This is a genomic window from Niallia sp. WK069_GA_01, assembly GCF_983173855.1.
Genome location: NZ_OZ470138.1, coordinates 833394 through 858743, shown reverse-complemented (window position 1 = coordinate 858743; position 25350 = coordinate 833394). Strand labels below are relative to the sequence as shown.

The 25350-nt window shown below is 36.3% G+C and carries 25 protein-coding genes; 6 read left to right on the top strand and 19 right to left on the bottom strand.

The features are described 5' to 3' along the window. Positions 1 to 94: 94 nt before the first annotated feature. From AC5LWL_RS04200 to AC5LWL_RS04165, 8 genes are all read right to left on the bottom strand, one after another. On the bottom strand, positions 95 to 1081 hold the full coding sequence (locus AC5LWL_RS04200; RefSeq protein WP_493433150.1) for a metal ABC transporter substrate-binding protein: 987 nt from the start codon (positions 1079 to 1081) through the stop codon (positions 95 to 97). A gap of 161 nt (positions 1082 to 1242) precedes the next feature. Further along, the gene (gene rpsN, locus AC5LWL_RS04195; protein ID WP_493433149.1) at positions 1243 to 1512 is read right to left on the bottom strand and encodes a 30S ribosomal protein S14; all 270 of its coding nucleotides are present in this window, start codon (positions 1510 to 1512) and stop codon (positions 1243 to 1245) included. Between the two features lie 133 nt (positions 1513 to 1645). After that, positions 1646 to 1795: a 50S ribosomal protein L33 gene (rpmG, locus tag AC5LWL_RS04190; RefSeq protein ID WP_493433148.1), complete on the bottom strand. Its 150-nt coding sequence runs from the start codon at positions 1793 to 1795 to the stop codon at positions 1646 to 1648. A 45-nt stretch (positions 1796 to 1840) separates the two neighbouring features. Beyond that, positions 1841 to 3025: a GTP-binding protein gene (locus tag AC5LWL_RS04185; protein WP_493433147.1), complete on the bottom strand. Its 1185-nt coding sequence runs from the start codon at positions 3023 to 3025 to the stop codon at positions 1841 to 1843. Between the two features lie 758 nt (positions 3026 to 3783). Next, positions 3784 to 4953 carry an MFS transporter gene (locus AC5LWL_RS04180; RefSeq protein ID WP_493433146.1) on the bottom strand — a complete coding sequence of 390 codons (1170 nt, stop codon included), beginning with the start codon at positions 4951 to 4953 and terminating at the stop codon, positions 3784 to 3786. A gap of 162 nt (positions 4954 to 5115) precedes the next feature. Then, positions 5116 to 5313 carry a YwbE family protein gene (locus AC5LWL_RS04175; RefSeq protein ID WP_493433145.1) on the bottom strand — a complete coding sequence of 66 codons (198 nt, stop codon included), beginning with the start codon at positions 5311 to 5313 and terminating at the stop codon, positions 5116 to 5118. Next, entirely contained in the window at positions 5313 to 5504 is a 192-nt protein-coding gene (locus AC5LWL_RS04170) for a hypothetical protein (protein WP_493433144.1), read from the bottom strand. The genes AC5LWL_RS04175 and AC5LWL_RS04170 overlap by 1 nt, the downstream gene beginning before the upstream one ends. Positions 5505 to 6150: 646 nt before the next feature. Then, positions 6151 to 6315, bottom strand: a complete 165-nt coding sequence (locus tag AC5LWL_RS04165; protein ID WP_493433143.1) for a DUF3934 domain-containing protein — start codon at positions 6313 to 6315, stop codon at positions 6151 to 6153. Between the two features lie 319 nt (positions 6316 to 6634). Here AC5LWL_RS04165 and AC5LWL_RS04160 point away from each other — a divergent pair, with 319 nt between their 5' ends. The 4 genes from AC5LWL_RS04160 (at position 6635) to AC5LWL_RS04145 (ending at position 11672) form a co-directional block, all read left to right on the top strand. Further along, positions 6635 to 7618 (top strand): ABC transporter substrate-binding protein, encoded by a 984-nt coding sequence (locus tag AC5LWL_RS04160; protein WP_493433142.1) that lies wholly within the window; start codon positions 6635 to 6637, stop codon positions 7616 to 7618. A gap of 95 nt (positions 7619 to 7713) precedes the next feature. Further along, on the top strand, positions 7714 to 8772 hold the full coding sequence (locus tag AC5LWL_RS04155; RefSeq protein ID WP_493433141.1) for a FecCD family ABC transporter permease: 1059 nt from the start codon (positions 7714 to 7716) through the stop codon (positions 8770 to 8772). A gap of 2 nt (positions 8773 to 8774) precedes the next feature. Continuing rightward, complete coding sequence (locus tag AC5LWL_RS04150) at positions 8775 to 9806, top strand: FecCD family ABC transporter permease (RefSeq protein WP_493436537.1); 1032 nt, start codon at positions 8775 to 8777, stop codon at positions 9804 to 9806. 1029 nt (positions 9807 to 10835) lie between these two features. Beyond that, a complete protein-coding gene (locus AC5LWL_RS04145) occupies positions 10836 to 11672 on the top strand; it encodes a metallophosphoesterase family protein (protein ID WP_493433140.1) in 837 nt (278 codons plus the stop codon). 420 nt (positions 11673 to 12092) lie between these two features. Here the strand turns inward: AC5LWL_RS04145 and AC5LWL_RS04140 are convergent, their stop codons facing one another. From AC5LWL_RS04140 to AC5LWL_RS04100, 9 genes are all read right to left on the bottom strand, one after another. Continuing rightward, a complete protein-coding gene (locus tag AC5LWL_RS04140; RefSeq protein WP_493433139.1) occupies positions 12093 to 12542 on the bottom strand; it encodes a hypothetical protein in 450 nt (149 codons plus the stop codon). Positions 12543 to 12662: 120 nt separating this feature from the next. Next, a complete protein-coding gene (locus tag AC5LWL_RS04135; RefSeq protein ID WP_493433138.1) occupies positions 12663 to 15320 on the bottom strand; it encodes a YfhO family protein in 2658 nt (885 codons plus the stop codon). Next, complete coding sequence (locus AC5LWL_RS04130) at positions 15317 to 15694, bottom strand: GtrA family protein (protein ID WP_493433137.1); 378 nt, start codon at positions 15692 to 15694, stop codon at positions 15317 to 15319. The genes AC5LWL_RS04135 and AC5LWL_RS04130 overlap by 4 nt, the downstream gene beginning before the upstream one ends. Continuing rightward, positions 15675 to 16634 carry a glycosyltransferase family 2 protein gene (locus AC5LWL_RS04125; RefSeq protein ID WP_493433136.1) on the bottom strand — a complete coding sequence of 320 codons (960 nt, stop codon included), beginning with the start codon at positions 16632 to 16634 and terminating at the stop codon, positions 15675 to 15677. Before AC5LWL_RS04125 ends, AC5LWL_RS04130 begins: the two co-directional genes overlap by 20 nt. A gap of 27 nt (positions 16635 to 16661) precedes the next feature. Continuing rightward, positions 16662 to 17408 carry a glycerophosphodiester phosphodiesterase gene (locus AC5LWL_RS04120; protein WP_493433135.1) on the bottom strand — a complete coding sequence of 249 codons (747 nt, stop codon included), beginning with the start codon at positions 17406 to 17408 and terminating at the stop codon, positions 16662 to 16664. A 19-nt stretch (positions 17409 to 17427) separates the two neighbouring features. Then, complete coding sequence (locus AC5LWL_RS04115) at positions 17428 to 18252, bottom strand: carbohydrate ABC transporter permease (RefSeq protein ID WP_493433134.1); 825 nt, start codon at positions 18250 to 18252, stop codon at positions 17428 to 17430. A gap of 15 nt (positions 18253 to 18267) precedes the next feature. Further along, complete coding sequence (locus AC5LWL_RS04110; protein ID WP_493433133.1) at positions 18268 to 19137, bottom strand: carbohydrate ABC transporter permease; 870 nt, start codon at positions 19135 to 19137, stop codon at positions 18268 to 18270. A gap of 4 nt (positions 19138 to 19141) precedes the next feature. Further along, the gene (locus AC5LWL_RS04105; RefSeq protein WP_493433132.1) at positions 19142 to 20221 is read right to left on the bottom strand and encodes an ABC transporter ATP-binding protein; all 1080 of its coding nucleotides are present in this window, start codon (positions 20219 to 20221) and stop codon (positions 19142 to 19144) included. 103 nt (positions 20222 to 20324) lie between these two features. After that, positions 20325 to 21620, bottom strand: a complete 1296-nt coding sequence (locus tag AC5LWL_RS04100; RefSeq protein ID WP_493433131.1) for an ABC transporter substrate-binding protein — start codon at positions 21618 to 21620, stop codon at positions 20325 to 20327. A gap of 761 nt (positions 21621 to 22381) precedes the next feature. On the opposite strand from AC5LWL_RS04100, the gene AC5LWL_RS04095 reads away from it, so the two are divergent. Both AC5LWL_RS04095 and AC5LWL_RS04090 read left to right on the top strand, forming a co-directional pair. Beyond that, positions 22382 to 23050, top strand: a complete 669-nt coding sequence (locus AC5LWL_RS04095) for an HAD family hydrolase (protein ID WP_493433130.1) — start codon at positions 22382 to 22384, stop codon at positions 23048 to 23050. A 125-nt stretch (positions 23051 to 23175) separates the two neighbouring features. Then, a complete protein-coding gene (locus AC5LWL_RS04090; protein WP_493433129.1) occupies positions 23176 to 24399 on the top strand; it encodes a mannitol-1-phosphate 5-dehydrogenase in 1224 nt (407 codons plus the stop codon). Here the strand turns inward: AC5LWL_RS04090 and AC5LWL_RS04085 are convergent. Together AC5LWL_RS04085 and AC5LWL_RS04080 are read right to left on the bottom strand one after the other, a co-directional pair. Next, positions 24378 to 24608, bottom strand: coding sequence for a hypothetical protein (locus AC5LWL_RS04085; RefSeq protein ID WP_493433128.1), 231 nt, complete (start codon positions 24606 to 24608; stop codon positions 24378 to 24380). The two genes, AC5LWL_RS04090 and AC5LWL_RS04085, sit on opposite strands and share 22 nt — an antisense overlap. A 327-nt stretch (positions 24609 to 24935) precedes the next feature. Next, positions 24936 to 25157 carry a hypothetical protein gene (locus AC5LWL_RS04080; protein ID WP_493433127.1) on the bottom strand — a complete coding sequence of 74 codons (222 nt, stop codon included), beginning with the start codon at positions 25155 to 25157 and terminating at the stop codon, positions 24936 to 24938. Positions 25158 to 25350 lie beyond the last annotated feature (193 nt).

Below are 25350 nucleotides of genomic sequence, written 5' to 3'. Positions count from 1 at the left end.
TACCTTTAAATGAAAACCCTCTACTTCTCTAGGTAGAGGGTTTTCATAGGTACATTTGCGGATTAAATTCAATCCGCACTTTATTATGTTGCTATTATTTTGATTGAGCTTTGACGAGTTTATCTAGGTTCTCTTCCATTACACTAATATAGTTAAGGCCTTTATCTTGATCTTCTTTACTCAGCCCTTCTAACGTACTAAGCACTTCTATTTCTGCTCCAATTTCAGCAGCAAGTGTTTTCGCAACTTTTGGCGAAGCAAGCTCTTCAAAATAAATAACTTTAACATCATGCTCCTTAGCAAAACCTTTCAGTTCAGCGAGTTTTTGTGCATTTGGCTCTTCCTCTGGTGATAATCCAGCAATTGGGACTTGAGTTAAACCATACTCTTTAGCTAAATAGCCAAATGCAGCATGCTGTGTAATAAGTTCCTTTTTCTTCACATCTTGTAATTTTGTGCGATAATCATTATCTAATTTTTGTAACTTTTCTAAGTATGCTTTACTGTTGCTTTCATATACAGCTTTGTTGTCTGGATCCGCTTTTACTAATGCATCTGTAATATTTTGAACTTCTTTTTGTGCTAAACTTGGACTAAGCCATACATGAGGATCCATTTCATGACTATGTTCATGCTCTTCATCCTCATGATGTTCCTCTTCCTCTCCATCCTCATCATGATGCTCTTCTTCTATACCTTCAGTTAATGTAATGTTTTTACTTGCTTCAACAAAATTGACCTTTGCTCCCTTTAGGCTATCTTTTACCTGCGGCACCCATGTTTCCATGTATTCACTATTATAAATAAATAGATTTGCCTTCTGAATATTACCTACATCTTTTGGAGTAGGCTCCCAATCATGCGGTTCAATTGTTGATGGAATTAATAACTCTACATCAGCAAGGTCCCCTGCTACATTTTTTGTGAAGTCATACATTGTATAAAAAGTAGTAACAATTTTAATTTTGTCATTACCTTCCTTTTTTTCGTCGTTGGAATTAGAATTGCCACACCCTACTAAAAAGACCGCAGCAGCCATTATAAGTAAAATCGTTCTAAATCGAAAATATTTTCGTAACATAATTTTCCCCTTTATTTATTAACCTATTTCTAAACGCAATTTACATGCTTGGAACATTCATAAAGATAGAGGATAAGTTCCTCATTTATCTTCAGTCAGTCATTTCTGTTCAGGCTAAATTATTTTATTCATTTTCGTATACCTATTCATAAGAAACTTTTTTACCAAGATGCCTTTTTCACACCTGGTATTTGGCCTTTATGTGCCAATTCACGGAATTTAATACGTGAAAGTTTAAATTTACGCAGAACGCCTCTAGGTCTGCCTGTTGCTTCACAACGATAAGTTAATCGTGAAGGGGAAGAATCTCTCGGTAATTTACTTAAACCAATATAATCTCCCTTTTTCTTTAACTCTCTTCTTTTTTCTGCATATTTCTCAACCATTGCTTGTCTTTTTTTCTCTTTTGCGACTTTAGATTTTTTAGCCAAATTATTCATCCTTTCATACTTCTTTTATTAAATCAGCATCATTTCGATTTATTATATATTCTTTACGATTATTCTTCCACAAGAAGAAAATACCACTATTCATTTTCTAAAACACATGGATATATTATAAAGCTTACTTTGTTTCACGGTGAAGTGTATGACGCTTTAAACGCGGGCAATACTTTTTCAATTCAATTCTGTCTGGATTTGTTCTTTTATTTTTCGTTGTAATATAATTGCGATCTCCTGATTCTGTACATGCTAATGTAATATTTACTCTCATTTTTTTCTCTCCTCTTTTTATACATTTAGTAAAACCTTCAGACGATTATGCGCCTGTAAATGAAGGAATAGGATCATTTAATAATGTCCAATCAAACGTCATTTCCTCTTCCTTCAATAAACAATTATCTAGTGATTGGAGAATTTCTTCTTTATTCATCCCTATACCGATCATAACCAATTCTGTCATTCTATCTCCATACGTTTGATCCCATTTTGCTGCAATATCAGGTTCTTCTGTTAAAATTTTGTCTATTTCTGACTGGGGATCGGCAGCTATCCAATTTCCAGCTCCTTGTATCATAATCGACGGTCCTGCTTGGGATAAAAGCCCAACCATTTCGTTGCGAGAAGCAAGCCAAAAGAAGCCTTTTGCCCTTACAATATCCTCTGGCCAATTCTCCAACCAATTCATCAAACGTTCTGGATGAAATGGACGATTAGCACGATAAACAAAAGATGAAATTCCATACTCCTCTGTTTCTGGAATATGCTCTTCATTTAATTCTTTCATCCAGCCTGCTCCTTCACTCGCCTTCTCAAAGTCAAAAAGGTTTGTATTCATTACTTGATCTAATGAAATACGACTGTGATCTGTCTCGATTATTTGGGCATCTGGATTTAGTTTATGAATCATTCCTCTTAATTCTTTAATTGCCGATTCACCAACTAAGTCTACTTTATTTAATAAAATCACATTGGCAAACTCTATTTGATCAACCAACAAATCTACTACTTCCCTAGCATCGGTTTTATCGACTGCCTGTTTTCGATCCAGAAGCGTATCCCCTGAAGAAAAGTCTTTCCAGAAGCGATTTGCGTCCACTACTGTTACCATTGTATCTAACCTACACATACTGGATAAATCAATATGTAGTGTTTCATCTATATAAGTGAAGGTTTGAGCGATAGGAATCGGTTCACTAATACCAGAAGATTCTATAAGAATATAGTCAATATTCCCTAATAAAGCAAGCTTTTCTACTTCTTGTATAAGGTCCTCTCTTAGTGTACAGCAAATACAACCATTCTGCATTTCTACAAGCTTCTCTTCTGTTCTTGTAAATCCTCCTTGCTTAACAAGCGATGCATCCACATTCACTTCACTCATATCATTTACGATGACAGCTACTTTTTTTCCTTCTCTATTGGAGAGGATGTGATTTAACAAGGTTGTTTTCCCTGAACCTAGGTAGCCACTTAATACAGTTACTGGTATCCTTTTACTCATTTTTCCCTCCTAACAGCTTTCCCATAACAACGTTTTTCAGTCGATGTGAACTGCACTTTATTGTTTGATAAATGAATCGCTATTTAAATCGTAATGATTATGATTTAAATGATAAAAATTTTTCTCTCACTCATACTTGTCGGTATTTTTTCTACTAGTACATTTTAAAACGTAATCGTTACTGTTTGCAAGTGTTTTTTTGTTTTTTTTATGCTAGCCTGAAAATAAGCGCTCTTAAATAGTCCGCAACCTGCTTCAAATTTAGACCCTAAAAAATGGAATGCTGCTTTTCAAGCGTCATGGTACTAGTTTGTTTGCATGGGTGTCTACCCTAAAAAAAGAAGCTGGGACATAAGTATTCCAGCCGAATATAAACCCGAACAATGATACGAAGAGTAAAAAATATTCTTATCATGGTTTGGGTTTTTTATTCATGTAAAAATAAGGTTTGTGGTAATCGCCCGCAGCCTAAAGACACTCGACTCCTGCGGGAAGTAGAGGAAAGGCTGAGACCCCGCAAGTAGCAAGGAGGAGGCTCAGTTTCCTCCCCACGAAAAGCGAGTGTCTGCAGCGCAATGGAACAACATAGTTTTTCTACTTAACTAGATTAAAAAACATAACTAACCAGTATAGGGAAGTAACCATTTACGTGCTAAATTAGAGAAGTTCGTCTTTACCTATTGTCTATTTAGTTATGTCTAAGCCTCTTTTTTTCCAATTTTCCACTTCTATTAGCAAAGATGTTACATCATTTTGTTTTATTCTTCTATTGGAACTCTTGCTTTTGTCATTTTCACTTGCATATAGAATAAGAAAAGTCCTATTAATGTGATAAATGGTGCGACTAATACCAGATCCTTTAATGGCAAGTATTTGATAGACATTCCACCGATAAATGCTCCACCAGCATTTCCTAAGTTTAATGCTGATTGATTTAGCGTACTTGCTAGTGTCGGTGCATCTGCTGATACTCCCAATATCCGAAACTGAAGCATTGGAATCATCGCAAAAGCCAACACACCAAAGATAAATATTCCTGGAACCATTAAAATAACGGAGAATTGGAAGAAATAAAATAAGAATAAATAAACAACTAAGGCAATTAAACTAATAAATAGCGATTTATTAATATTCCAGTCTGCCATCTTTCCGCCTACCATATTTCCAATCGTAACACCTAAACCAAAAACAACTAGAAGCCATGAAACAGTAGAAGAATGATAGCCAGTAACATCAGTTAAAATGGGTGTAATATATGTGACAAGTGTAAATACACTGCCAAAGCTAAACATAGCAATAAGCAGCGCTAGCCAAAGATTGCCGCTTTTTAATACAACTAGCTCTTGTTTAATATTAATTTTCTTTTGTTGATCATTTTTCGGCACAAGCAGGAAAATACCTATTAATGTGATAAAACCAATAATTGCAATAATAAAAAAGCTGCTTCTCCATCCTAACTGCTGTCCGATAAATGTTCCAAATGGCACGCCTAATATGTTGGAAACGGTCAAACCTGCAAACATTAACGCCATTGCACTAGCACGACGAGAATATTCTACTAAATTGGCTGCCATAATGGCTCCAACACCAAAAAAAGATCCATGAGCAAGCGATGTGATCAAACGAGATGCCATTAAAACACCGTAGTTTTCCGCAACAGTTGACATTAAATTGCCCAAACAAAAAATAAGCATTAATAACATTAACAAGTTTTTCTGCGACATTTTATAGGTTATGATGACAAGAATCGGTCCTCCAATTGCTACACCTAATGCATAACCTGTAATTAACTGCCCTGCTGCTGGAATCGTAGAATGAACATCCTGAGCCACTTCTGGCAATAACCCCATAATGACGAACTCCGTCATCCCAATGGCAAAAGCACCAACAACCAATGTCCATAAAGCAATCGGATATTTTTTCGTCATGAAGATCCCCCCTTTTATATAATTTTTTTATGAAATAGAATAATTATATAAAACACTCTCTACTATTGTCTCGGAAATTGCTCAAATTCAGTGAAAGATCCTACTTTAAATTTATAATAGGACAACAAAAAAATCCGGATGGTATTAGGTACCACCCGAATTTTAACTTGGACGAATCAACTGAACTCTGCCTACTTGTCCATCTGTCAGTCTAACCTTAATGCCATGCGGATGAAATGGAGAGTTAGTCAGTATATCTTTAACGACTCCTATTGTACGTTTACCTGTTCGTTGATCTGCTTTTAATACAATTTCTACTGTTATCCCTGGAGCAATATCTTTTCTATTTTGCCCGTTCATTACACACCAGTTCTTTTTCGTTGATTATTCGGCTTTTTTGTTTGCTGACTATTCAGCTTTTGCATTTTTTGATTGCCGTTTAAATTTGCTTTACCAGCTTGCGCATTTTTCTTTTTATTAGCCAGCTGCTGCTTCATGGCTTCCTGCAGACTGATTTTTTTCTTTCCCATTTCTTGATTCGATTCACTCAAGATAATCCCTCCATCTATAATCTCATTTTATTATATTTAACCGCGAATTCTAAAAAGCGGAGGTCAAAATAATATCCATATAATTAAATAATAGCAGGTTCAACGAAAATAAAACAGTTACCTTCTAATTTTCCAAAAGAGAATCGTGCTAATCTTGTGGTTTGAGCCTCTTTAGATAAAGATGGCCTCGGGATAGATAAGCCCCCGCAAGGCAAAGCCGAGCTCGCTGGAACAGAAAGTTTAAAAAATACCAAAAAAAGAAAAAAGCAACATTCCTTTTCTATTGCTACAAACCAAGTTGTCTAAGACAAGACAAAGAATTTATAACGGCGAACTTTGAATGAAGAGGTTGACAACCATTAACAAGAGTAAGGTTTAATAATATCCTGCACCGCCGTCTATATATAGAAGAGAAAATCAAAAGGAGGTTATTGACTTATGAGTAAAATGGATCAACTAAAGGAAAAAGCAATCGAACAGCAGAAAAAGCACAGAAGAATAAAAAGGTACAAGAGAAAGAAACAGAGGTGATTACAAACTTAAAAGAAAAAATGAAAAAGAAATGGGATTTATAAATAGAAAAAGCAGGTATCCAAAACAAATGCAAATGGTTTGGATACCTGCTAATATAACTCCGCGTCTTCTATTATTCTTCATTAGTATTGCTAGTCTTTCCACTAGCAGGATTTTTTGTTCCTTTGCTTTTATAAGGTTTCGCACTTTTCGCTTTATTAGCACTAGCTTGCCAGCGATTCCATCCCTTTTTCCCTGTTCCTCTTCCTGTCCCGCTTTTTGCTTTAGCCTTGCTCATCTAATCACTCCATTATTGTTATATCTTTTATTATTGACTTCTTAGAAATGTTTTTACATAAATATTTTCCTGTTGCATTTAATAATCAAAGTGACACTTCTTCCCTATCAATTCCTTTTGATACTACGGAACAACTTCAAAAAGGTCAACCATTTGAATAAATATATTTAAATAATAAATTCTTCCAAACATTATAGTTATCCAAAAATACATCAGAAAATTTCGACAAAAAAAGCATTGACATACTCTTAAGCTCTCGATAAACTTTAGTAATGATATTGATAATTATTATCAACTATATAAAAGAGGAGTGTTTTTTTTGAAAAAGACTAAATCGATTTATGAGATTAAGACTAGGGCTATTTCTAGTTTTATCTTATTATTAATGGTGATATTCCTTTCTGCTTGTGGAACGGAGGATACAAATTCTGAGCCAAAGAACGAGGAGAAGGCACCTACAGAAAGAACCATTACAGATGCTACAGGTGAAAAGAAAATTCCTGCTAATCCTAAACGAGTTGCTGCAACAAGCCAACAATTAATGGAATTCTTAATTCCCCTGGATCTAAATGTCCGGGTGGCCCCAAAAGCAACGATTGCTGATGAGTTTTATTCTTATTTCCCAGAAGATAAACAAAAAAACATTATACTAGTTGGAGATTCTTCTCCCCTTAACTTTGAAGGATTTCTTGCACAGCAACCAGATTTAATCTTTGTCAGAGAAGATACCCAATCCTATGACAAAATGTCGAAAATCGCCCCAGCTATTATGATCAAGGAAACAAAGGATTGGAGAACAGATCTCAAGGAATATGCACGCATTATGGACAAAGAGAGTGAAGCTAAAGCATATTTGGATAATTATCAAAACCAAGTTGATGGATACAAAGAAGAGTTAAAAAGTACTGTTGGCAACGAGAAAGTAGTTTTTATTCGATTATTAGATAAAGAAGTTCGTATTTATAATAATTTACCAACAAGTGTTGGCGGCGTTATGTACCATGACCTTGGCTTAACACCGGTGGAAGGAATTGAATCAAAAGACCTTTTCTCTGCAATTTCACTTGAAAAATTACTCGAAATGAATCCGGACCATATCTTTGTACAAACAGGAAAACAAGACGAAAAACCAGAAGTTTCACAAAAGAGATTAGAAGAAATAACAAAAGGTGATATTTGGAAATCACTTAATGCCTTTAAAAATAATCATGTTTATGTGGAAGATGCCAGCTTTTTCAATAATACACCTATGTCCCAGCTAAACACCGCAAAAATCATTACAGAAACACTGAACAAAAACTAACAAATTACGGTGCTATAATGTCTTTGACTAAAGCCATTGCTGCATCGCAATTAATCCCTCTCACTTGATGGGAGAACCAAGCATGAGGATGGAGGATGCATGCATTGACATTAACATTACATAAACCTAAAGAATTGCCAATAGGGGAAAAACGCTCTAAATTTCTAGCGGTTCCTATCATTTTAATAGGTGGTCTTTTTTTCCTTATTTTTTTCATGGTCATATCCATCATTTTCGGCTCAACAAATATTGAATTAAAAACCGTTTGGGATGCGATCTTTCACTATAACTCTGCTATAACGCAGCATAAAGTCATTTGGGATTTGCGTATGCCTCGAGTTGTCGCGAGTGCACTAGTTGGAGCTTGTTTTGCTGTTTCTGGAGCATTGATGCAGGGCATGACCCGCAATCCACTGGCTGATTCCGGAATACTGGGATTAAATGCAGGTGCAGGGTTTGTCTTGGCAGTATGCTCCGCCTTTTTTCCAGCCCTTCCGTTCATCTATCTTATTATGTACTCCTTTCTCGGAGCAGGTTTCGGAGCAAGCATTGTATATAGTATTAGTTCTTTTTCAAAAGGACCTATGTCCCCAGTTCGCTTAGTACTTGCTGGTACTGGAGTAAGTGCACTCCTCGTATCCCTTAGTCAAGGGCTTGCCATCTATTTTCAAATAGGACAGGATCTTGCTTATTGGTATGCAGGTGGAATGGCAGGAATTAATTGGCTTGAATTAAAAATTATGTTTCCTTGGGTTGCTTGTGCACTAGTTGCAGCGATTATTATATCCCCTTCCATTACGATTCTCAGCCTTGGTGAAGATGTAGCAATCGGACTTGGACACCGAACTAAACTTGTAAGCATTTTAGGTATTGTTATTGTCCTGATTCTAGCTGGATCAGCTGTATCCATTGTCGGATCTGTCGGTTTTGTCGGACTTATTGTTCCACATCTTACTCGTTATTTAGTTGGAGTCGACTATCGAAGAATCATTCCATGCTCTGCCGTACTCGGGGGGTTATTAATGGTTTTGGCCGATCTTGGGTCACGCACCATTAATCCGCCGTTTGAAACACCAATTGGCGTTATTATTGCCTTAATAGGAATTCCATTTTTTCTTTATTTGGCGCGCAGAAAGGAACAGGAGTTACAATGAAGATGATGCAGGAATCACTAGAAGAACAACGTAAAAAATTTCGTATTATTTTGGTAATGATCATTTTAAGCAGTCTGATTGTGATTGCTTTTATCCTCAGCATGAATACTGGCTTTATTCAACTTTCTCCCTTAAATGTATTAAAAACATTATTTGGACAAGGTACCGCAAATCAATCACTCATACTGTTTGAATTCCGTTTGCCTCGAATTATTATTTCTATTTTAGTTGGTGCTGGATTAGCGGTTTCGGGCTGCATTATTCAAAGCATTACCCGAAGTCCATTAGCAGATCCGGGAATTCTAGGCATTAATGCAGGTGCTGGATTAATGGTTGTTCTTTTTATTTCTTTTTTCCCAAGCCGGGAAGTAGTACCCGTTTATCTGCTTCCTCTCTTTGCATTTTTTGGGGCAGCACTCGCAGCAGCACTTATCTACTCTATGTCCTATAAAAAATACAAAGGGGTATCCCCATCCCTGCTATTAATGAATGGGGTAGCAATAGCATTTGGTATTAGTGCTGTCATTATTATATTAACGCTAAAATTCGAGCCGAACCAATACCAATTTGTTGCAACATGGCTGGCAGGAACCATTTGGGGATCCAATTGGAAGTTCGTTCTTTCGATTCTTCCTTGGTTAATTATTTTGTTCTTTTATGTTTTTTACAATGCGAGAGTATTAAATGTTTTAAACTTTGGAAAAGAAGCAGCAACTGGACTCGGTCTGCCAGTTGAAAAAAGCAGACTTTGGCTCCTAATTGCAGCAGTTGCCCTTGCCGGCTCTTGTGTAGCAGTAAGTGGCGGAATTGGCTTTATCGGATTAATTGGCCCCCATTTAGCAAGTAAACTTGTCGGATCAAGACACCAAGTACTGCTACCAGCTTCTGCTCTAGTGGGTGCACTGCTTCTTATCACAGCAGACACATTAGGACGGTGGATTTTACAACCATCAGAACTGCCAGCAGGCATCGTAGTCGGAATTATCGGAGCACCTTATTTTCTGTATTTATTAACACGAACGACATCAAAATAACAAACCAAGACGAACACAATCCTTCTTCATAAAGTAAAGCCAATTATGTAGTTAGCATAATTGACTTTTTTTAATACTTCGCTCTTGTTTTCAGACTACAACTCATACAAACAAGATTGCATCATTGTACATGAAAAGAAGCAGCATTCCATTTTTTATGATTTATGTTTGAAACAGGGAGCAGACAGAATACACGCAGACTCCCGTGGGAATGCGAAAAAGACGAGACCCCGCAGTGAAACGAGGAGGCTCGTAGATGAGCCCACAGGAAAGCGAAGTGTATTCTGGCTGCGGACTCATTGAGAGACCAAATCCTCTTTTCAAGGTAGACATCCATGCAACTAATTTTGCATCATAAGTACATGAAACGAAGCAGCATTCCATTTTTTATGATCTAAGTTTCAAGCAGAAAGCAGACAGAATACACGAAGACTCCCGTGGGAATGCGAGAAAGACGAGACCCCGCAGTGAAACGAGGAGGCTCGTAGATGAGCCCACAGGAAAGCGAGGTGTATTCTGGATGCGGACCCATTGAGAGATCCAAACCCTCTTTTCAAGGTAGACATCCATGCTCGCGCCATGAGGCATGAAAAGAAGCAGTTCCCCTAAGTTTTTATTAGTTGAATCAGGGAGCTGCCGGAATACACGAAGACTCCTGCGGGAATTGCGAGACAGGTGAGACCCCGCAGGAGCATGCTCCGAGGAGGCTCACCGCTCGCCCCGCGGAAAGCGAAGTGTATTCCGGCTGCGGACTCATTGAGAGATCCAAATCCTCTTTTCAGGGTAGCCTTCTTAACCCATAAAAAACTCACAAAAAAATAGACAACATTATTCACATGATGAATGGATAACGAAGAAGAAAAAAACCAAAGAAAATAATAATTTTACAATTAATTCATCCAAAAACAATTCACCATTAACATTCCCATATTAAACTATCAATAGTTAGTAATCACTGTAAAACTAACTTCCTCTAATCGGAGATACCAGACACCGATTAAGCACCAAAATAAAAGGATAGATAGGAGAATGAATGTGAAAATTGTTATAATGGGTGATTTACATTATCCAGCAATTGACGAGTCAGTGCCAGGTCTAGTGGATGCACGTGCTAATTTCTATCAGATATTTATTGAACGCTTTTTAGAGATTGACGCTGATTTACATGTTTCCCTTGGAGATTTAACAAATTTTGGACTTACATTGGAATTAGAAGGAGTTTATGAGTTATTAAGAAAAAGAGACAGAAATTTCTTCCATGTTTTAGGTAATCATGATTTATATGGGCAAACGAGAAGAGAAGTACTTGCTATTACAAAACAAGCTCGCTATCATTCTATCACAACAGATGCTGCTGTTTTCGCCTTTTTAGATACAGCCAAAGAAATGGATTTTGAGGATTGGGGTGGCTGGATAGACGAAGAACAATTGAATTGGTTCGAGGAAGTGGTATGGACATCTGGATCAAAGCCATTAGTCGTTTTCGCCCATCACCCTGTCTATAACACGACTAAAAACTCTGAAACAGAGAAAGGATCTATTCACCCTAGTATCGATATGTGGAAAATATTAGAACAAAAAACAGGAATCGGAATTTATGTAAACGGACATACCCATGTAGATTCCATCGTACATCAGAAAAACTGGACATTTGTTCAAACCTCCGCATGCTTAGATCAACATGCCTTCCGAGTGATAGAAATGGAAAAAGAAGATATACACATTTCTTCTATTGATATAGAGGATAAAGAATTAGTTGATAATGCTCCCATCATTTATAATAATATAAAACATTTTAGCCATTCGCCAAATGCCCGAGGAACCGATTCAGAACGCCATTGCCGCATTTCTTTATTGCCAGTGTAAACATTCCATTAAAAAGGAATTGGATTCACCAAAAGAAAATTACATAAATACCGTTTTTAGTGAAGAAACAAATAAGAAAAGCGCGGGACGCCTTGTATAATCCTGAAGAAAAATGTTCAAAGTATTTTTACTTTTAGAGGCTGAAGGCAATACTCACTGAGGTTAGGAGCTGACTGGCTAAATACACGTAAAAGAGGAAAATCAACTAACTACACAACATCATGTTGCCACAGGCTCGCATCCTGCGAGCCTTATGTCTTCGCCGGCACATGAAAAGCGAAGTGTATTCTGACTGCGGACTATTCGAGCGTGTGCATTACCTTTTTTCAGTGTAGCCTAACACCACCCTAGTTCATGCTGTTTTTTTAATCCATTCATTAGAACAATGAATCCTCCGACACACCCCACTAGATACAAGTTTCATTTTCTCTCTATGACAAAAGTATAAGAAGCCTCACCATTCAGCCATTCAGCGGAAAGTTCAATAACATACTTCCCTTTCTCAGAAGGTAAACTTAACTGATCATGTTTCCAGGATAATTCTTTGCCACGTTGTTCTCCTTCCCATACATAAGCATGCACTTGCGGCTCGGATCCATCACTAAATGCTACATCTGCTCCTGAATTAGACACGACATTCACATTCAAATCTTCTGCTAATTGAAAAGGTGCAGAAGCATCCGCAATAACTGCATGATTTGAGAATAACCCCTTCGTTTCCCACCTATAGCTCCCTTTTGCTATTTCTATCTTTTCATCCTTTATTTTTACAAATGCTGCCGGCGGTTCATCTTTTGTTCCCTTTGTGCAGGCAGTTCCTAGAATCAAAAAGCATAATAATATTCCCATTAAATAATATTTATTTTTCACGCCAGATTCCCCCTTTTCCCTGTTAGACGTGAACTATTTTTAATACGTTACAACTACACCAGCAGTGCATGAAAGAAACTGCATCGCTCATTTTGCTTTCCATTATGGAAAAAAGCAATATCAGAAGGCTTTCTTTCTTCTAAAAACAAACAAAAGGATAACCAGTGTACTAAGCGTGATCAAAACGGAACTCCAGAAGTACGGTGGATAATAAACCATCTCCATTTCATTTAATCCTTTCTGCAGCTTTATTCCAGTAAATGCATAATTAGCTTGCAGCACCTTCTGCTTTTTCCCATTTACATAAACCTTCCATCCTTTTTCAAATGGAATCGGGAGAATCATATATTGTTGATTTGTTTTATTATCATAGGAAATAGCTACTCTATTCTTAGAAAAAGTGGCCGGCACATTTGCTTTCTTATCATTTTCTTTTTTTACTGCCTCTAGTAGATGATAATCTTCTTCATAAAGCTTAAAGTTTGCTATATGATACTTTCCTTTAGGGACACGAATCATAATTTCGTCTGTTTTTTTTATGCGAACAGTAATCTCATTTACATTTGTTTTATAAATAGAATGATTTGATTTTCTTGTTGTTTCATAGTCATTTACGGTTAGTTTGTATTCATCAGCCTTTTTATCTTCCATACTTTTCAAATAAAAGGATAGATAGTAATCTTTAGCAGTAGAGCTGCCTTGGTCAATAAGAAGATTCAAACCTCCTTCTTTATCTGTTACTTGAAGAATTTCATCCTGATAGGAAGCACCCACTGCTTTTACTTGTACATGGTTCATCGTATTTTCACTTTCTGGTATCTTCTTTTCTTGTGTAGTTCCTTCTTTTAATATAACTCCTTCTAGCATCGCTTTTTCCTTTGCAAGAGGAGATGCATGCAGGAATTCATTCTCAAAGAATACTTTTTCCGTAGTGCGAATAGACGGCAAACTATTCTTATTTTCATAGGCAACGTAGTTACCAATTGTTAAAATTTTTTCAAATCCATATGGAATGGCTGTTTTCCCTTTTTCTGCTATATAATATTTCCCATTTAATATACTATACAAATTGGCTCTATCTCCTAAAGACCCATATCGACTAACACTCTCCCGCCCCATATCTATTTCTAAATCAAACAAATAAAAAAACAGCAATTGTTTATTTAAGATGCTAGAATAAATACTAAATCCCTTAAAATTTTGCACAAGAGGCGTATTATTGCGCATATCAATCATCCAATCAATTCTCGCAAAAGGATCACGTTCCCGCTCCTGTATCTTTTTAATTAATTCTTGTTGATCCTTCCCATTATAGTCCTCACTAACCATAAACGCTTTTGAAGCATCTTTCACTTTTCCTTTATTGAAAAGCATTTTATCTTGATATTGATTCGCCGTGTATAAGCTTACAATAACCACACCAACTAACAGTCCAGTTCGTATCCATTTTTGTTTTTTCCATCCATATAAACCAAAAAGCAGAATAATAGCTACTGCTGAATACATTTCATAGGATTCTAGCAATATAGAAAAAGAAAGGTCTGGATCCTTAAGGTATAAGAGGACATACAAGGCAGTTGTTCCTGCTAGAGAAACCCCGACTTCCCATTTTTTTATTTTATGTATCTGTTGAAGCCCAGCTGCAGCTACTCCTCCACCTGTTAATGCTAAGAAATATTCCCATCGATATTGCGGTGCAGAAAATCCATTAAACATACTGGCGATGAATGGGCTAAAATGCAGCAGGAATAAAAGAATGGTCAAACAAGCAAAAAAACGAAATAAACGTTCTTTATAAAAACAAAGCACAAAAAGACACAGAATAAAAAACGTTGGTAAGATAATAATTTTCCCATGCATTAATAGATTATCGGTAAACGCATAGACCGGAACTTTCTCATCATAGGAAGGACGATAATTATTTAAATATCCACTAATAACTGGTATAAAGGAGAAGGCACTTAAACCAAAAGCAGCCAAAACACTCCAGACAAATAATTTAACCTGCTGAACTTTGCCTGTTTCTTTTTCAGCTAATGGAATCAACCAGCGAAAAACGATGTAGAGACCTGCAGCCCAAAAATGAATATAGGAAAAATAAAAATTATTAATTAAACTCAGCGCAACAGCAACAAGAAACCATCCTGCTTTTTTTTCACGGATTATTTTTTCAATCCCCAAAAGCCATAACGGCAGGAAAAGCATTGCATCAGCAAAAAATTCCCAATAAGTTACATGGCGAAAATAAATAACACTTGTTCCGTATAAAGTCGCACCGATAAAGGCTGGTATGGACTGGAATTTTATGTATCGAAAATAGAATGTGGTAAACCAAATAATACACGTCATTCGGATAATGCTTATCACAAGAATAATATTCCCCCAATAAAATAAATCAGGTTCCTTAATGAGATGCATCGCTTCCAAACAAGAGGTGATGATAACTGTAAGTATAAACACAATAGAAGTAGAAAAATAATAGCCTAATTGAGCATATATTCCTCCCCCTAGACCAAATTCACTGGAATAAAAGAAACTCCCATTCGTATACTCCTTATAAAGCAGCTGCTTAAATGGCAGCATTTGTGAGAGTCCGTCGCCGACGCCTGCCATATACCTTCCATCGAACCATTCTGATAAAAAGAATAAGTGGCTAAAAAAAGCCACTACTAAACTGCTTGCTAACAGATAAATTAACTTGTATTTCCTTGTAGAAAATTTTTGATTTAGCATGTCATTGTCTTCCTCATTAGATGTTTTGTTATCAGTCTGTATCATGATGGTTTTAGAATTCTCCTTGTCATCATAAATGTAATAGGAACCGTAAAAAATACAGCAATAACTGGAGCCAAGCTGCTGCTGACATGGAATATTTCAACAAAAAGAAAAAGCAATACAGCAGTTAATACAGAATTGATCAGCTGTGTAAGCGGGAACTGTAAGAATTTTTCCAATGTCGGTTTTATTTTATACGTAAAATAAGCATTTAAAAAAAAGGATCCTATCAAACTAACAATAAAACCAATAATATGTGATAAGAGATAATGAAAATGCAGCAAATGAAGACACCCTAAATAAAGAGCATAATAATGGATTGTGTTGATGCCTCCTACTACTACAAATCTAGTAAATTCATGATTGATGTACCGCATTTTTATCACTCTTTTCAATATTGGTTTTCTTAATTAAATAATGAGGACGTTTTTTGGTTTCATAGTAAATGCGGCCGATATACTCTCCTATAATCCCCATACATACAAGCTGAATACCACCTAAAAAAAGAACAGCTGATATAGTGGTGAAATATCCGGGAACGTCAATGCCATTTTGCAAGATTTGAAAAAAAGTAATGCCTATATAGAGAAGAGATAACATTAAGATAAATGCTCCCATATAAAAACATAATCGTAACGGTTTATTATTAAAAGAAATAATCCCATCTATGCCGTAGTTCAACAGCTTCGCAAAGGACCACTTTGTTTCGCCATGCTCTCTTGCTACATTTTCATATAAAATCGTTTTTTGCTCTAAACCAATCCAAGAATACAATCCTTTTGAAAAACGATTGCCTTCACTAAGGGTCAATAACGCCAGAACAGCTCTACGGCTCAGCAGTCGAAAATCTCCCTCCCCATCGGATAAGCGCACATCCACTGCCTTATTAACCAACCGATAATAGGCAGAGGATAAAACGGAACGAATCGGAGAATCCCCTTTGCGATTCCGCTTGGCAATAACCTGATCATATCCCTCCTCAAATCCACGAACTAATTGACCAATCATAGAAGGGGGGTGCTGCAAATCAGCATCCATCATAATCACTGCTTCTCCCAATGCATGCTGAAGTCCCGCTAAAACGGCTGCTTCTTTTCCAAAATTTCGTGTAAATGACAGATACTTTACTTCTGGGCAGTCAAATGCCAGCTGTTGAATCGTCTCTATCGTTCCGTCCGTGCTTCCATCATCAATAAAAATAATTTCATGCTTATATGGAAGCTGCTTCATTTCCCTATTTACTGCATTCAGAACACTAGTAATATTCACTTCTTCATTAAAAGAAGGAATAATAAATGAAATAGTTAAATGATTCATCCTTTTACCCACTTTTCGTTTTTTTAGTTACATGGATGGAGACGGCTGCCGATTTGTTTTCGTTAACATCATCAATTCTGGATAATTGGTAGTGATAAGGATATCTTCACTTAGCTTCATTATACGAGTTAATGATTGCTTATCATTAACAGTCCAAGCTCCAATCTTAACAGGATGATTTTTAAAAGATTCTACCAACTCTTCTGTTAAAAATGCGTGATTGATAGATAAATGGCTAGCCCTAGTAAATTCCAATTGCTCTGCAAGCATTGTCGGACGACCAGAAAACAACAAACCTATTTCCAGTTTTTCATCCAGTTTTTTAATCTTGCGAAGAGATTCATGATTAAAGGAAATAATAGTGACTTGCTTTTGCATATCATACTTCTTAATTAAATTCGCTACCTTTTCCTCTAATCTATGATAAAGCGTACCAGCTTGCTTTAATTCAATAAGAAGATGCTTCTTTTCTTTTGCCAAATACAATACCTCTTCCAATAAAGGGATTCTTTCTCCTGCGAATGGCTCACCAAACCATTTTCCTGCATCCAATTGTGTTAATTCTTCTATCGTGTGTGCGATTACTGCACCTTTTCCATCTGTTGTCCTCTCTAAAGTATGGTCATGAATTACAACTGGAACCCCATCTTTAGAAAGATGCACATCTAGTTCGATCGCCTCAATTTTTGGTTCTAATAAAGCAAGTTTAAACGCAGTAAGTGTATTTTCTGGTGCTCTCCCTGACCATCCACGATGTGCTACGCATTTATTCATATTCCATCCCTCTTTTCCTTTATTTGACCCCTGTATATACAAAAGCCCTAATAATCTGGCGTTGTGCAAAGAAAAATACAATTAAAATCGGCAGAACTAAAATCATGTTGCCAGCCATCAGAATATTCCATGCAACACCACCTTCTACCTCCCGCAGTTTGGAAATACCAAGCGGAAGTGTTCGAGAAACATCACTAGTCGTCATAACAAGCGGCCAAAAATAGTCATTCCAATGCGTAATAAAGCTAAACAATGCAAATGTGATCAACACTGGTTTTGCGATTGGTACCATAATTTTTACAATAATCTTCCATTCACTCGCCTCATCTAATCGTGCCGCTTCCAACAGCTCTTCTGGCACCTGCTTAAAGGATTGACGTAATAAAAAAATACCGAATGCACTAGAGGCAAATGGAAGAATCAGTGCCCACAATGTATCAAGAAGCCCCCATGCGCTCATTTGTAAGTAAACAGGTAAAAAAATAAGCTGTGCTGGAATCATCAGCGTAATCATTGTAATAGCAAAGAAAAAGTTTCTTCCTTTAAATTCATACCTAGCAAAAGCATAGGCTGCAGGAATAATCGTTAAAAATTGCAGAATTAATATACTAATAGCGACTAAAATGCTATTCATAAAGTATTTTAAAAAAGGACCAGAATTCCATGCCGTTTTAAAATTTACCCAGTTGAATGTTTTCGGCAGCCACTCAGGCGGAAATGTCATCGTTTCTCCCAACGTCTTAAATGCCGTAGACAGCATCCAAATGAATGGGAGAGCAAAAATACAAACGATTACGATAAGGCCTATTCCGTTCAAAATCTTAACAGGTAACGATATCTTCATTTTTTTCTTCCTTTCTTAACGATAATGCACACGATTTGCGAGCAGCCTGAAGTACAAAATGGTTAGCAAGCTAATGATGATTAACAAGATAACACCGGCTGCTGAAGCAAAACCAATTTTAAAGAAGCGAAAGCCATATTCATATATAAAATAAACAAACGTATTAGTTGAATTAATTGGACCACCCTGTGTCATAATTGAAATGGTTTCAAATACTTGAAATGAATTAATAATGCTAATAATAGTTAAGAAAAACAAGGTTGGTGAAAGCATTGGCAATGTCAGTTTAATAAAGGTGCGAAATTTATTCGCTTCATCCATTGCTGCCGCTTCGTACATATCTTTTGGAATACTCTGAAGTCCTGCAATAAAAATAAGGGTATTAAAACCAATTCCCTTCCACACAGCTACTATGACAAGAGATAGGAGTGATGTACTGGGATCTGTCAGCCATGGCACATTAGAGATGCCGACCAAGTTCAAGAACCAGTTCAATAAACCATAGTCTGTATCCATCAGCCACATCCAGAGCATGGAAATGGAAACAAGTGAGATAATATGAGGACTGAATATCGCCCCTTGTACAAATCCATAAACCGCACCTTTCTTATTGAGCCAAACAGCTAAACAGAGCGAAATAATAATCGTAAGGGATACAGTTAACACCGTGTACGTTAAGGTATTTTGCATCACTTCTACAAATTTTGGCTCAGACAATAATCCGCTAAAGTTGCTGACCCCTACAAAGTTTTTATCTGGACTTACAAAATTCCAATCATGAAAGCTTAAATAAACCATATAGCCAATTGGATAAAGAAAAAACAAACAAAACACAAGTATAGCCGGAAAAATCATCGCATAAGGACGGAATCGAACCCAAGTCATGTTATTAAACTCCTCCGAGAACAGCCGAATTCATTTTTTTCATGGAAACAGCACGCATTCGTTCGCCCTCTTTATTGAAAAAATACAAATTTTCATAAGGAATGGAAACAAATAGTTTATTTTCTTTTTCCATCGGCGGCTGAAAACTTTTTACATTCATTTTCCCCGCAAAATTTTTTACTTTATAGATGGTTTCAGATCCTAATGTTTCCATCGTTAAAACCTCACTAGGAAACGTCAGTCTATTCGTATCGTTTCCCTTTTCCTTTACATGCAAGTTAGCATGTTCTGGTCTAAAACCAACAAAAGAAACTTCTTCATCTAAGATTGGCAAGCAATGCATTACTTTTTCATATTCGAAAATATTCATTGCAGGAGTCCCAATAAATTCAGCGGTGAAAACATTATTGGGATCATGATATACCTTCATGGGACTATCCATTTGCTGTATAGATCCTTTATTTAAAATAACAATTTCATCTCCCATCGACATCGCTTCCACTTGATCATGTGTAACATACACAAAAGTAGTACCCAACTTTTCATGCAATTGAATAAGTTCTGTACGCATTTGTCCACGGAGCTTCGCATCTAGGTTTGATAAGGGTTCATCTAAAATAAAAACTTTTGGTTTTTTTACCATTGCACGGGCTAATGCCACACGCTGCCTTTGCCCCCCTGACAAGTTTTGTGGTTTTTTATCCAAATATTCTGTTAGGCCCACAATTTCCGAAATTTCACCAATCAGCTGTTCTCGCTCTTTTTTGGGGACTTTTTTATTGATTAAGCCAAACTCAATATTACCTCTGACTGTCATCGTTGGATATAACGCATAATTTTGGAATACCATCGCTATATTCCGTTTTCCAGGCGGCATATCATTGACACATACGTCATCAATCCATATTTCTCCGCTTGACTGCTGTTCCAGTCCTGCAATCATTCGAAGAGTAGTTGACTTTCCACAGCCTGAAGGTCCAACAAGAACAGTAAATGATCCATCACGGATAGTTAAATGGAGATCCTTTACTACCATTTCCTCTTTATATTTTTTGGATATATTTTCAAGCCTGATTTCAGCCATTTTTATCCTCTCCCTTTACAGTGTTAACCAATGTATTCAGTGAGCAGAATCCTCTCATGGAAATAGGATTCTGCTTATGTCAGCTGATTATTAATTTACTACTCTATTTAAGCAGTTGATTTGCCTTTTTTGCTGCATCATCCAATGCTTTTTTCGGTTCTAAATCTGCTTCTAAAATAGTTCTAGTTAATTCGTCCTTCACGATATTGACAACTTCTGGATAAGCTTCTTCCATTGGTCTTGCATGTCCATACTGTAATTGATCAACAGCTACTTTAAATTGAGGCTTCTCATTATATAAACTCTTCATCTCTTCAGAATCACTGGCAGATAGGCGGCTCGGAAGATAACCAGTATATTTACTTGCATAAATGGTCTGTTCTTTTGCCGTCATCCATTTAATAAATTCCCAAGCAGCTTCTTGTGTTTTTTTATCCAATCCTGCAGTCATCACAAGATTAGCTCCTCCTGTTGGAACTCCATAAGAGTCATTAGCAGGCATGAAAGCAGTGTTTAAATCGAATTTTTGTTCTTGGGCAAGAGATAACATGTATGAAAGATCCGCAGTTGAGGAAAACACCATCGCCGAACGTCCATTTGCAAAATCCTGTTTGGATATAATTCCTGCATCGTCTCCTCCTGGAACTTTCATCACGCCTTCTTTCTGAAGTTTTTTCCAAAAAGTAAGAGCTTCGACTCCAGCAGCACTATTAAATTCCGCTTTTTTCCCGTCTTCCGATATCATCTTTCCTCCACTTTGTGTTATAAAAGCTTCAAAAAACCAAATATCCGCCGGCATACTGATTCCAACTCTTTTTCCTTTTACAGTTAATTTCTGAGCATATTCTTCAAACTCTTTCCAGTTTTTTGGTCCTGCAGGATCTAAGCCCGCTTCCTTCAACAATGTTGTATTTAAATAAAGAATAGGCGTACTGCGCAGATATGGAAGTCCATATAATTTCCCATCTACATAGGAATTTCCCATAAGTCCTGGATTAAAGTCATCCAGTTGAATATCATCTTTCTCTACAAACGGTGTTAAGTTTTCAGTCATTCCAGATTTGGCAAATACACCTATGGAAGATATTTCATTCATCGTCACTTCAGGAGCATTTTTTGCAGCAAATGCAGCCTGTGTTTTCGCTTGAAGGTCATCATATGTACCTTGAAATTCTGCCGTTACATGAATTTTATCTTGAGATTCATTAAACATTTTCGCAAGATTTTGATTATTTTCACCGATTTTATCTCCCCAAGCATACCAATATGTAAGTTCCACTTTCTTTCCATCATCTGTATCTGTATTTTCTTTCGCTTCACCAGATGTCTTGCTAGATTGACAAGCGGTTAACACAGAAACGGCTAATAAAGTAAAAAAGACTGCTTTTAATTTTTTCAATTTGAGATTCCTCCATTTAGTCATCTTTAGCAAAAGAATTTTGCACTATGTTTATTGAAGCGGGTTATGCCTCCACCTAAAAAATATATGAAACTGCTTGCCCCCTTTTTCTTTTATAGAAGAAAAGAATAGCTATTTCCTTTTCATTCTTAATGCTACCGATGATTTATTAAGATAGTGTTATGCTAACGTAAACAAACATCAAGATTTGGAAAATGTAATTTTTACTTTGTAAAGAAAGAGATGCTGTGATTTATAAAGTGAAACTTCCATCCCCCACTGATGGTTAGCTGAACCAATGGAAGAGTGGGAAAAAGAAAAGAATGAGTGTTGGGGTAAACTTTAGCTTTTCGAGGTTTTCCACTCGCTTTTGTGGTGAGGAATAAGCGTCAATCTAAATAAACAATTCATGCTAAACGTGAGCTGATAACATTGTTTCTCTACCTACAAAAAACACAAACAACTAGCTAGTCATAAACCACTATAAGGATTAGGAAATGACGATTCATTTTATAAAAAATCAAAATTTTTAAAACTTTTTTGATATCGTTTTCATCGTTATTATATAGATAGTTTCAGGAGTTTCAATTCCTTACCTTATATGCCTATTTCTTCTCATCTTCCTTGAATAGTATGTCATATAATGTTACGGTTATATATAAGATTCACATTCTAGAGAGAATTTCAAGTGAATTTTGCAGGTAATATGTTAGATTAATTAACATGTATATTTTAATTTTGAAGGGAGAAATGACACATATATGATTAAAGCAATTATATTTGATTTTGACGGGACGATTATTGACACAGAAACAGCGTGGTATATCGCATTTAGAGATGCATATAAGGAACATGGTGTTGACTTAACACTAGAAAAATACTCAGAATGCCTCGGCACTAGCCTAAACTCCTTTAATCCTTACACTTATTTAAGCACACATCACAATATTCCGATTGATTTGGATGAATTCAGAATAAAAATTCAAAGCACGCATACAGAAATGATGGAGAAAGAAGCTATTAGGCCAGGAATTCTTAGCTATTTAGAGGCTGCAAAAAAAGCTGGACTAAAAATAGGTCTAGCAACAAGCTCTGAGAGAGCATGGATTGAAAAGTTTGTGGATCTACTCGATATTCGAGACTATTTTGATTGCTTCTGCACAGCAGATACTGTAAAAAATGTAAAACCTGATCCTGAATTATACAATCAAGCCTTAGAACGTTTAGGAGTAGATGCAAGCGAAGCAATAGCGATTGAAGATTCGCCAAACGGATCACGCGCAGCCGTTGCAGCAGGAATTCATACGATTGTTGTTAAAAATACTATTACGAATCAATTGCCATTCGGTACAGGCCATCATACCTATGATTCTTTAGAAGACTATCAATTAAATGCATTAATGGAAGATTTAGCTCAAAAAATTGGATAAGATACTTTTGTTTCAAGTAGATTCTAGTCGTCCTGCCATCTAATTTTTAGTTGGTAAGACGGCAGGATACCACTTAAAAATTCTGAATTTTTAAATAAATTATTTTATTAAAGGAGAGAATATATGTGAATAGGTTGAATAGAGAAAAAAATACGCTAAGTAAAAAGGAACAAAAGCCACATGCAGTCCATTTCGGTGCAGGAAATATCGGAAGGGGATTTATCGGATTGCTTTTAACAAAGTCAGGTTATGACGTATGTTTTGTTACAAGGAATAAAAGGAAAATCACACTATTAAAACAATTAAACCAATACTCCGTAAATATAGCCAATCAAACAAACGATACCATTCTTGTCGAAAATGTCACAGCCATCTCTTCACAAAATAAAGAATCCGTAGCAAAGCGAATTGCAGAGACAGACCTGATTACTACTGCTGTAGGGGTATCTAATTTACCTAATATCTCAAAAAAAATAGCAATGGGAATTGAGTTAAGAATGCAACAAAACAATACGAATCCCCTTCATATCATTGCCTGTGAAAATGCAATCGGCGGGAGCTCCAAGCTAAAAAAAGCAGTATACGAGCATATCCAAGAAGACTTACTTGAAAAAGTAGAGCGCTATGTAGCATTTCCTAATGCAGCTGTTGATCGGATTGTTCCGGCTCAAACCCATGAAGATCCTCTCGAAGTAACCGTTGAACCGTATTTCGAATGGGTGATTGACCGTTCTGCGATGCTTGGAGGACTACCCGAAATAAAAGAGGTCAAATTGGTAGATTCCCTTGAAGCTTTTATTGAACGCAAGCTATTCACTGTCAATACTGGTCATTGCTGCGCAGCTTATTATGGATATCTGGAAGGATATTCCACCATACAAGAAGTAATGGCAGACCCAAAATTAAAAACCGAAATTGAAAAAGTCATGCAAGAAACAGGTACAATGCTAACGGAGAAATACGAGCTTGATGAGAAAAAACATAATGAATACATTCAAAAAATCCTAAATCGCTTCATTAATCCCGAGTTGATTGATAAAATTGTTCGGGTTGGACGCTCTCCTATTCGTAAACTTTCGATTAGTGATCGTCTAGTCCGTCCAGCTCTTTTGACATACGATCATGGCTTGGACGTTTCTAACCTGACAAAAGCAATGGCCGCAGCACTGCTGTTTGATTACGAAAAAGATCCCGAAGCAGTCAAATTGAAGCAAGCAATACGAAAAAATGGCATTCATTATGTCATTACCAAATATTTAGGTATTCCAATCTCACATCCCATTCATCAAAAGGTCATAGATCAATATAAAAACTTTAAGGAAAAATATCAGCTTGTAAAGGAAGCATAGTTTACAAACAGATAATTTCCAGCAAATATCTCTTCTTTACGAATTCTTCTATATCCGCTTCGGACGACATCTGCTCTATCTTCAGAAGAAAGGAACATTCCATAAGTTGATTTATGGATGTCCCTTTTCGTTCTTTTTTGTTTACGAGTATGTTTCCATTTCTCCCGTTCCATAATGCGTATAGAATGCTGAATGTTCCTGACAGTCATACTTACTCATCCACGTGCGTGGAATCCAAGTCATCATAAGAGCAGAGGACTCTCTAAACCGATGTGCTTTGTCCAGAAGTTCCTGATTAGCTTGTTATACTAATTTTAAGGTTCTATTATGTATAAAAAGGGGTGAAAAATATTAGTGCTTGACCGGAATTGATTTTTAAAATAAAATAATACAGAATCTATGTAAACTAATTATTATTTCCTAAAGTAAATAACATATGAGAAATTCGGAGGAGCCTGTCACTAGTGGATAACTATACCCTAATGACAGGCTTTTTTATTTTAATAAAACTTAGGGGTGAAAAAATGGGTAATGTTTTATAAAACTCTTTTAATTTTAACGTATTCTCTGGATTCAAAAACCTGCGTTTTATTTTGAAAAAATTGATCCAGTTCATTTTCCGATTGAATTATTTCTTCCAATTCTTTGTCGTGTACGATTAGAGAAAACTCTCTTTTCTCTATTTGACCGAATTGCCAAAAACTAAGAAAAAGAACAAGAAATACAGAACTGGCTACAAAAATTTTATTTTTCATCAAAGCAACACCACCTATACTTAAGTTGTGTAAGAAGACTGCGATTTATACAATTAGTTACAAAATAATACATTTATTTTAATAAATTATATATTCCACATATTTGATAGTCTAGAGAAGACACTACTAAAGAATCAATAACGATTAGATTATATATAATTTATTTATTTTGAATGTTCCTGAAAATAAATTATGT

Coding starts and splice junctions, on each gene's coding strand:
- AC5LWL_RS04200 (WP_493433150.1), bottom strand. CDS start 1,081: ATGTTACGAAAATATTTTCGATTTAGAACGATTTTACTTATAATGGCT.
- rpmG (WP_493433148.1), bottom strand. CDS start 1,795: ATGAGAGTAAATATTACATTAGCATGTACAGAATCAGGAGATCGCAAT.
- AC5LWL_RS04185 (WP_493433147.1), bottom strand. CDS start 3,025: ATGAGTAAAAGGATACCAGTAACTGTATTAAGTGGCTACCTAGGTTCA.
- AC5LWL_RS04180 (WP_493433146.1), bottom strand. CDS start 4,953: ATGACGAAAAAATATCCGATTGCTTTATGGACATTGGTTGTTGGTGCT.
- AC5LWL_RS04175 (WP_493433145.1), bottom strand. CDS start 5,313: ATGAACGGGCAAAATAGAAAAGATATTGCTCCAGGGATAACAGTAGAA.
- AC5LWL_RS04165 (WP_493433143.1), bottom strand. CDS start 6,315: ATGAGCAAGGCTAAAGCAAAAAGCGGGACAGGAAGAGGAACAGGGAAA.
- AC5LWL_RS04155 (WP_493433141.1), top strand. CDS start 7,714: ATGCATGCATTGACATTAACATTACATAAACCTAAAGAATTGCCAATA.
- AC5LWL_RS04150 (WP_493436537.1), top strand. CDS start 8,775: ATGATGCAGGAATCACTAGAAGAACAACGTAAAAAATTTCGTATTATT.
- AC5LWL_RS04145 (WP_493433140.1), top strand. CDS start 10,836: ATGAATGTGAAAATTGTTATAATGGGTGATTTACATTATCCAGCAATT.
- AC5LWL_RS04135 (WP_493433138.1), bottom strand. CDS start 15,320: ATGATACAGACTGATAACAAAACATCTAATGAGGAAGACAATGACATG.
- AC5LWL_RS04130 (WP_493433137.1), bottom strand. CDS start 15,694: ATGCGGTACATCAATCATGAATTTACTAGATTTGTAGTAGTAGGAGGC.
- AC5LWL_RS04125 (WP_493433136.1), bottom strand. CDS start 16,634: ATGAATCATTTAACTATTTCATTTATTATTCCTTCTTTTAATGAAGAA.
- AC5LWL_RS04120 (WP_493433135.1), bottom strand. CDS start 17,408: ATGAATAAATGCGTAGCACATCGTGGATGGTCAGGGAGAGCACCAGAA.
- AC5LWL_RS04115 (WP_493433134.1), bottom strand. CDS start 18,252: ATGAAGATATCGTTACCTGTTAAGATTTTGAACGGAATAGGCCTTATC.
- AC5LWL_RS04110 (WP_493433133.1), bottom strand. CDS start 19,137: ATGACTTGGGTTCGATTCCGTCCTTATGCGATGATTTTTCCGGCTATA.
- AC5LWL_RS04105 (WP_493433132.1), bottom strand. CDS start 20,221: ATGGCTGAAATCAGGCTTGAAAATATATCCAAAAAATATAAAGAGGAA.
- AC5LWL_RS04095 (WP_493433130.1), top strand. CDS start 22,382: ATGATTAAAGCAATTATATTTGATTTTGACGGGACGATTATTGACACA.
- AC5LWL_RS04085 (WP_493433128.1), bottom strand. CDS start 24,608: ATGACTGTCAGGAACATTCAGCATTCTATACGCATTATGGAACGGGAG.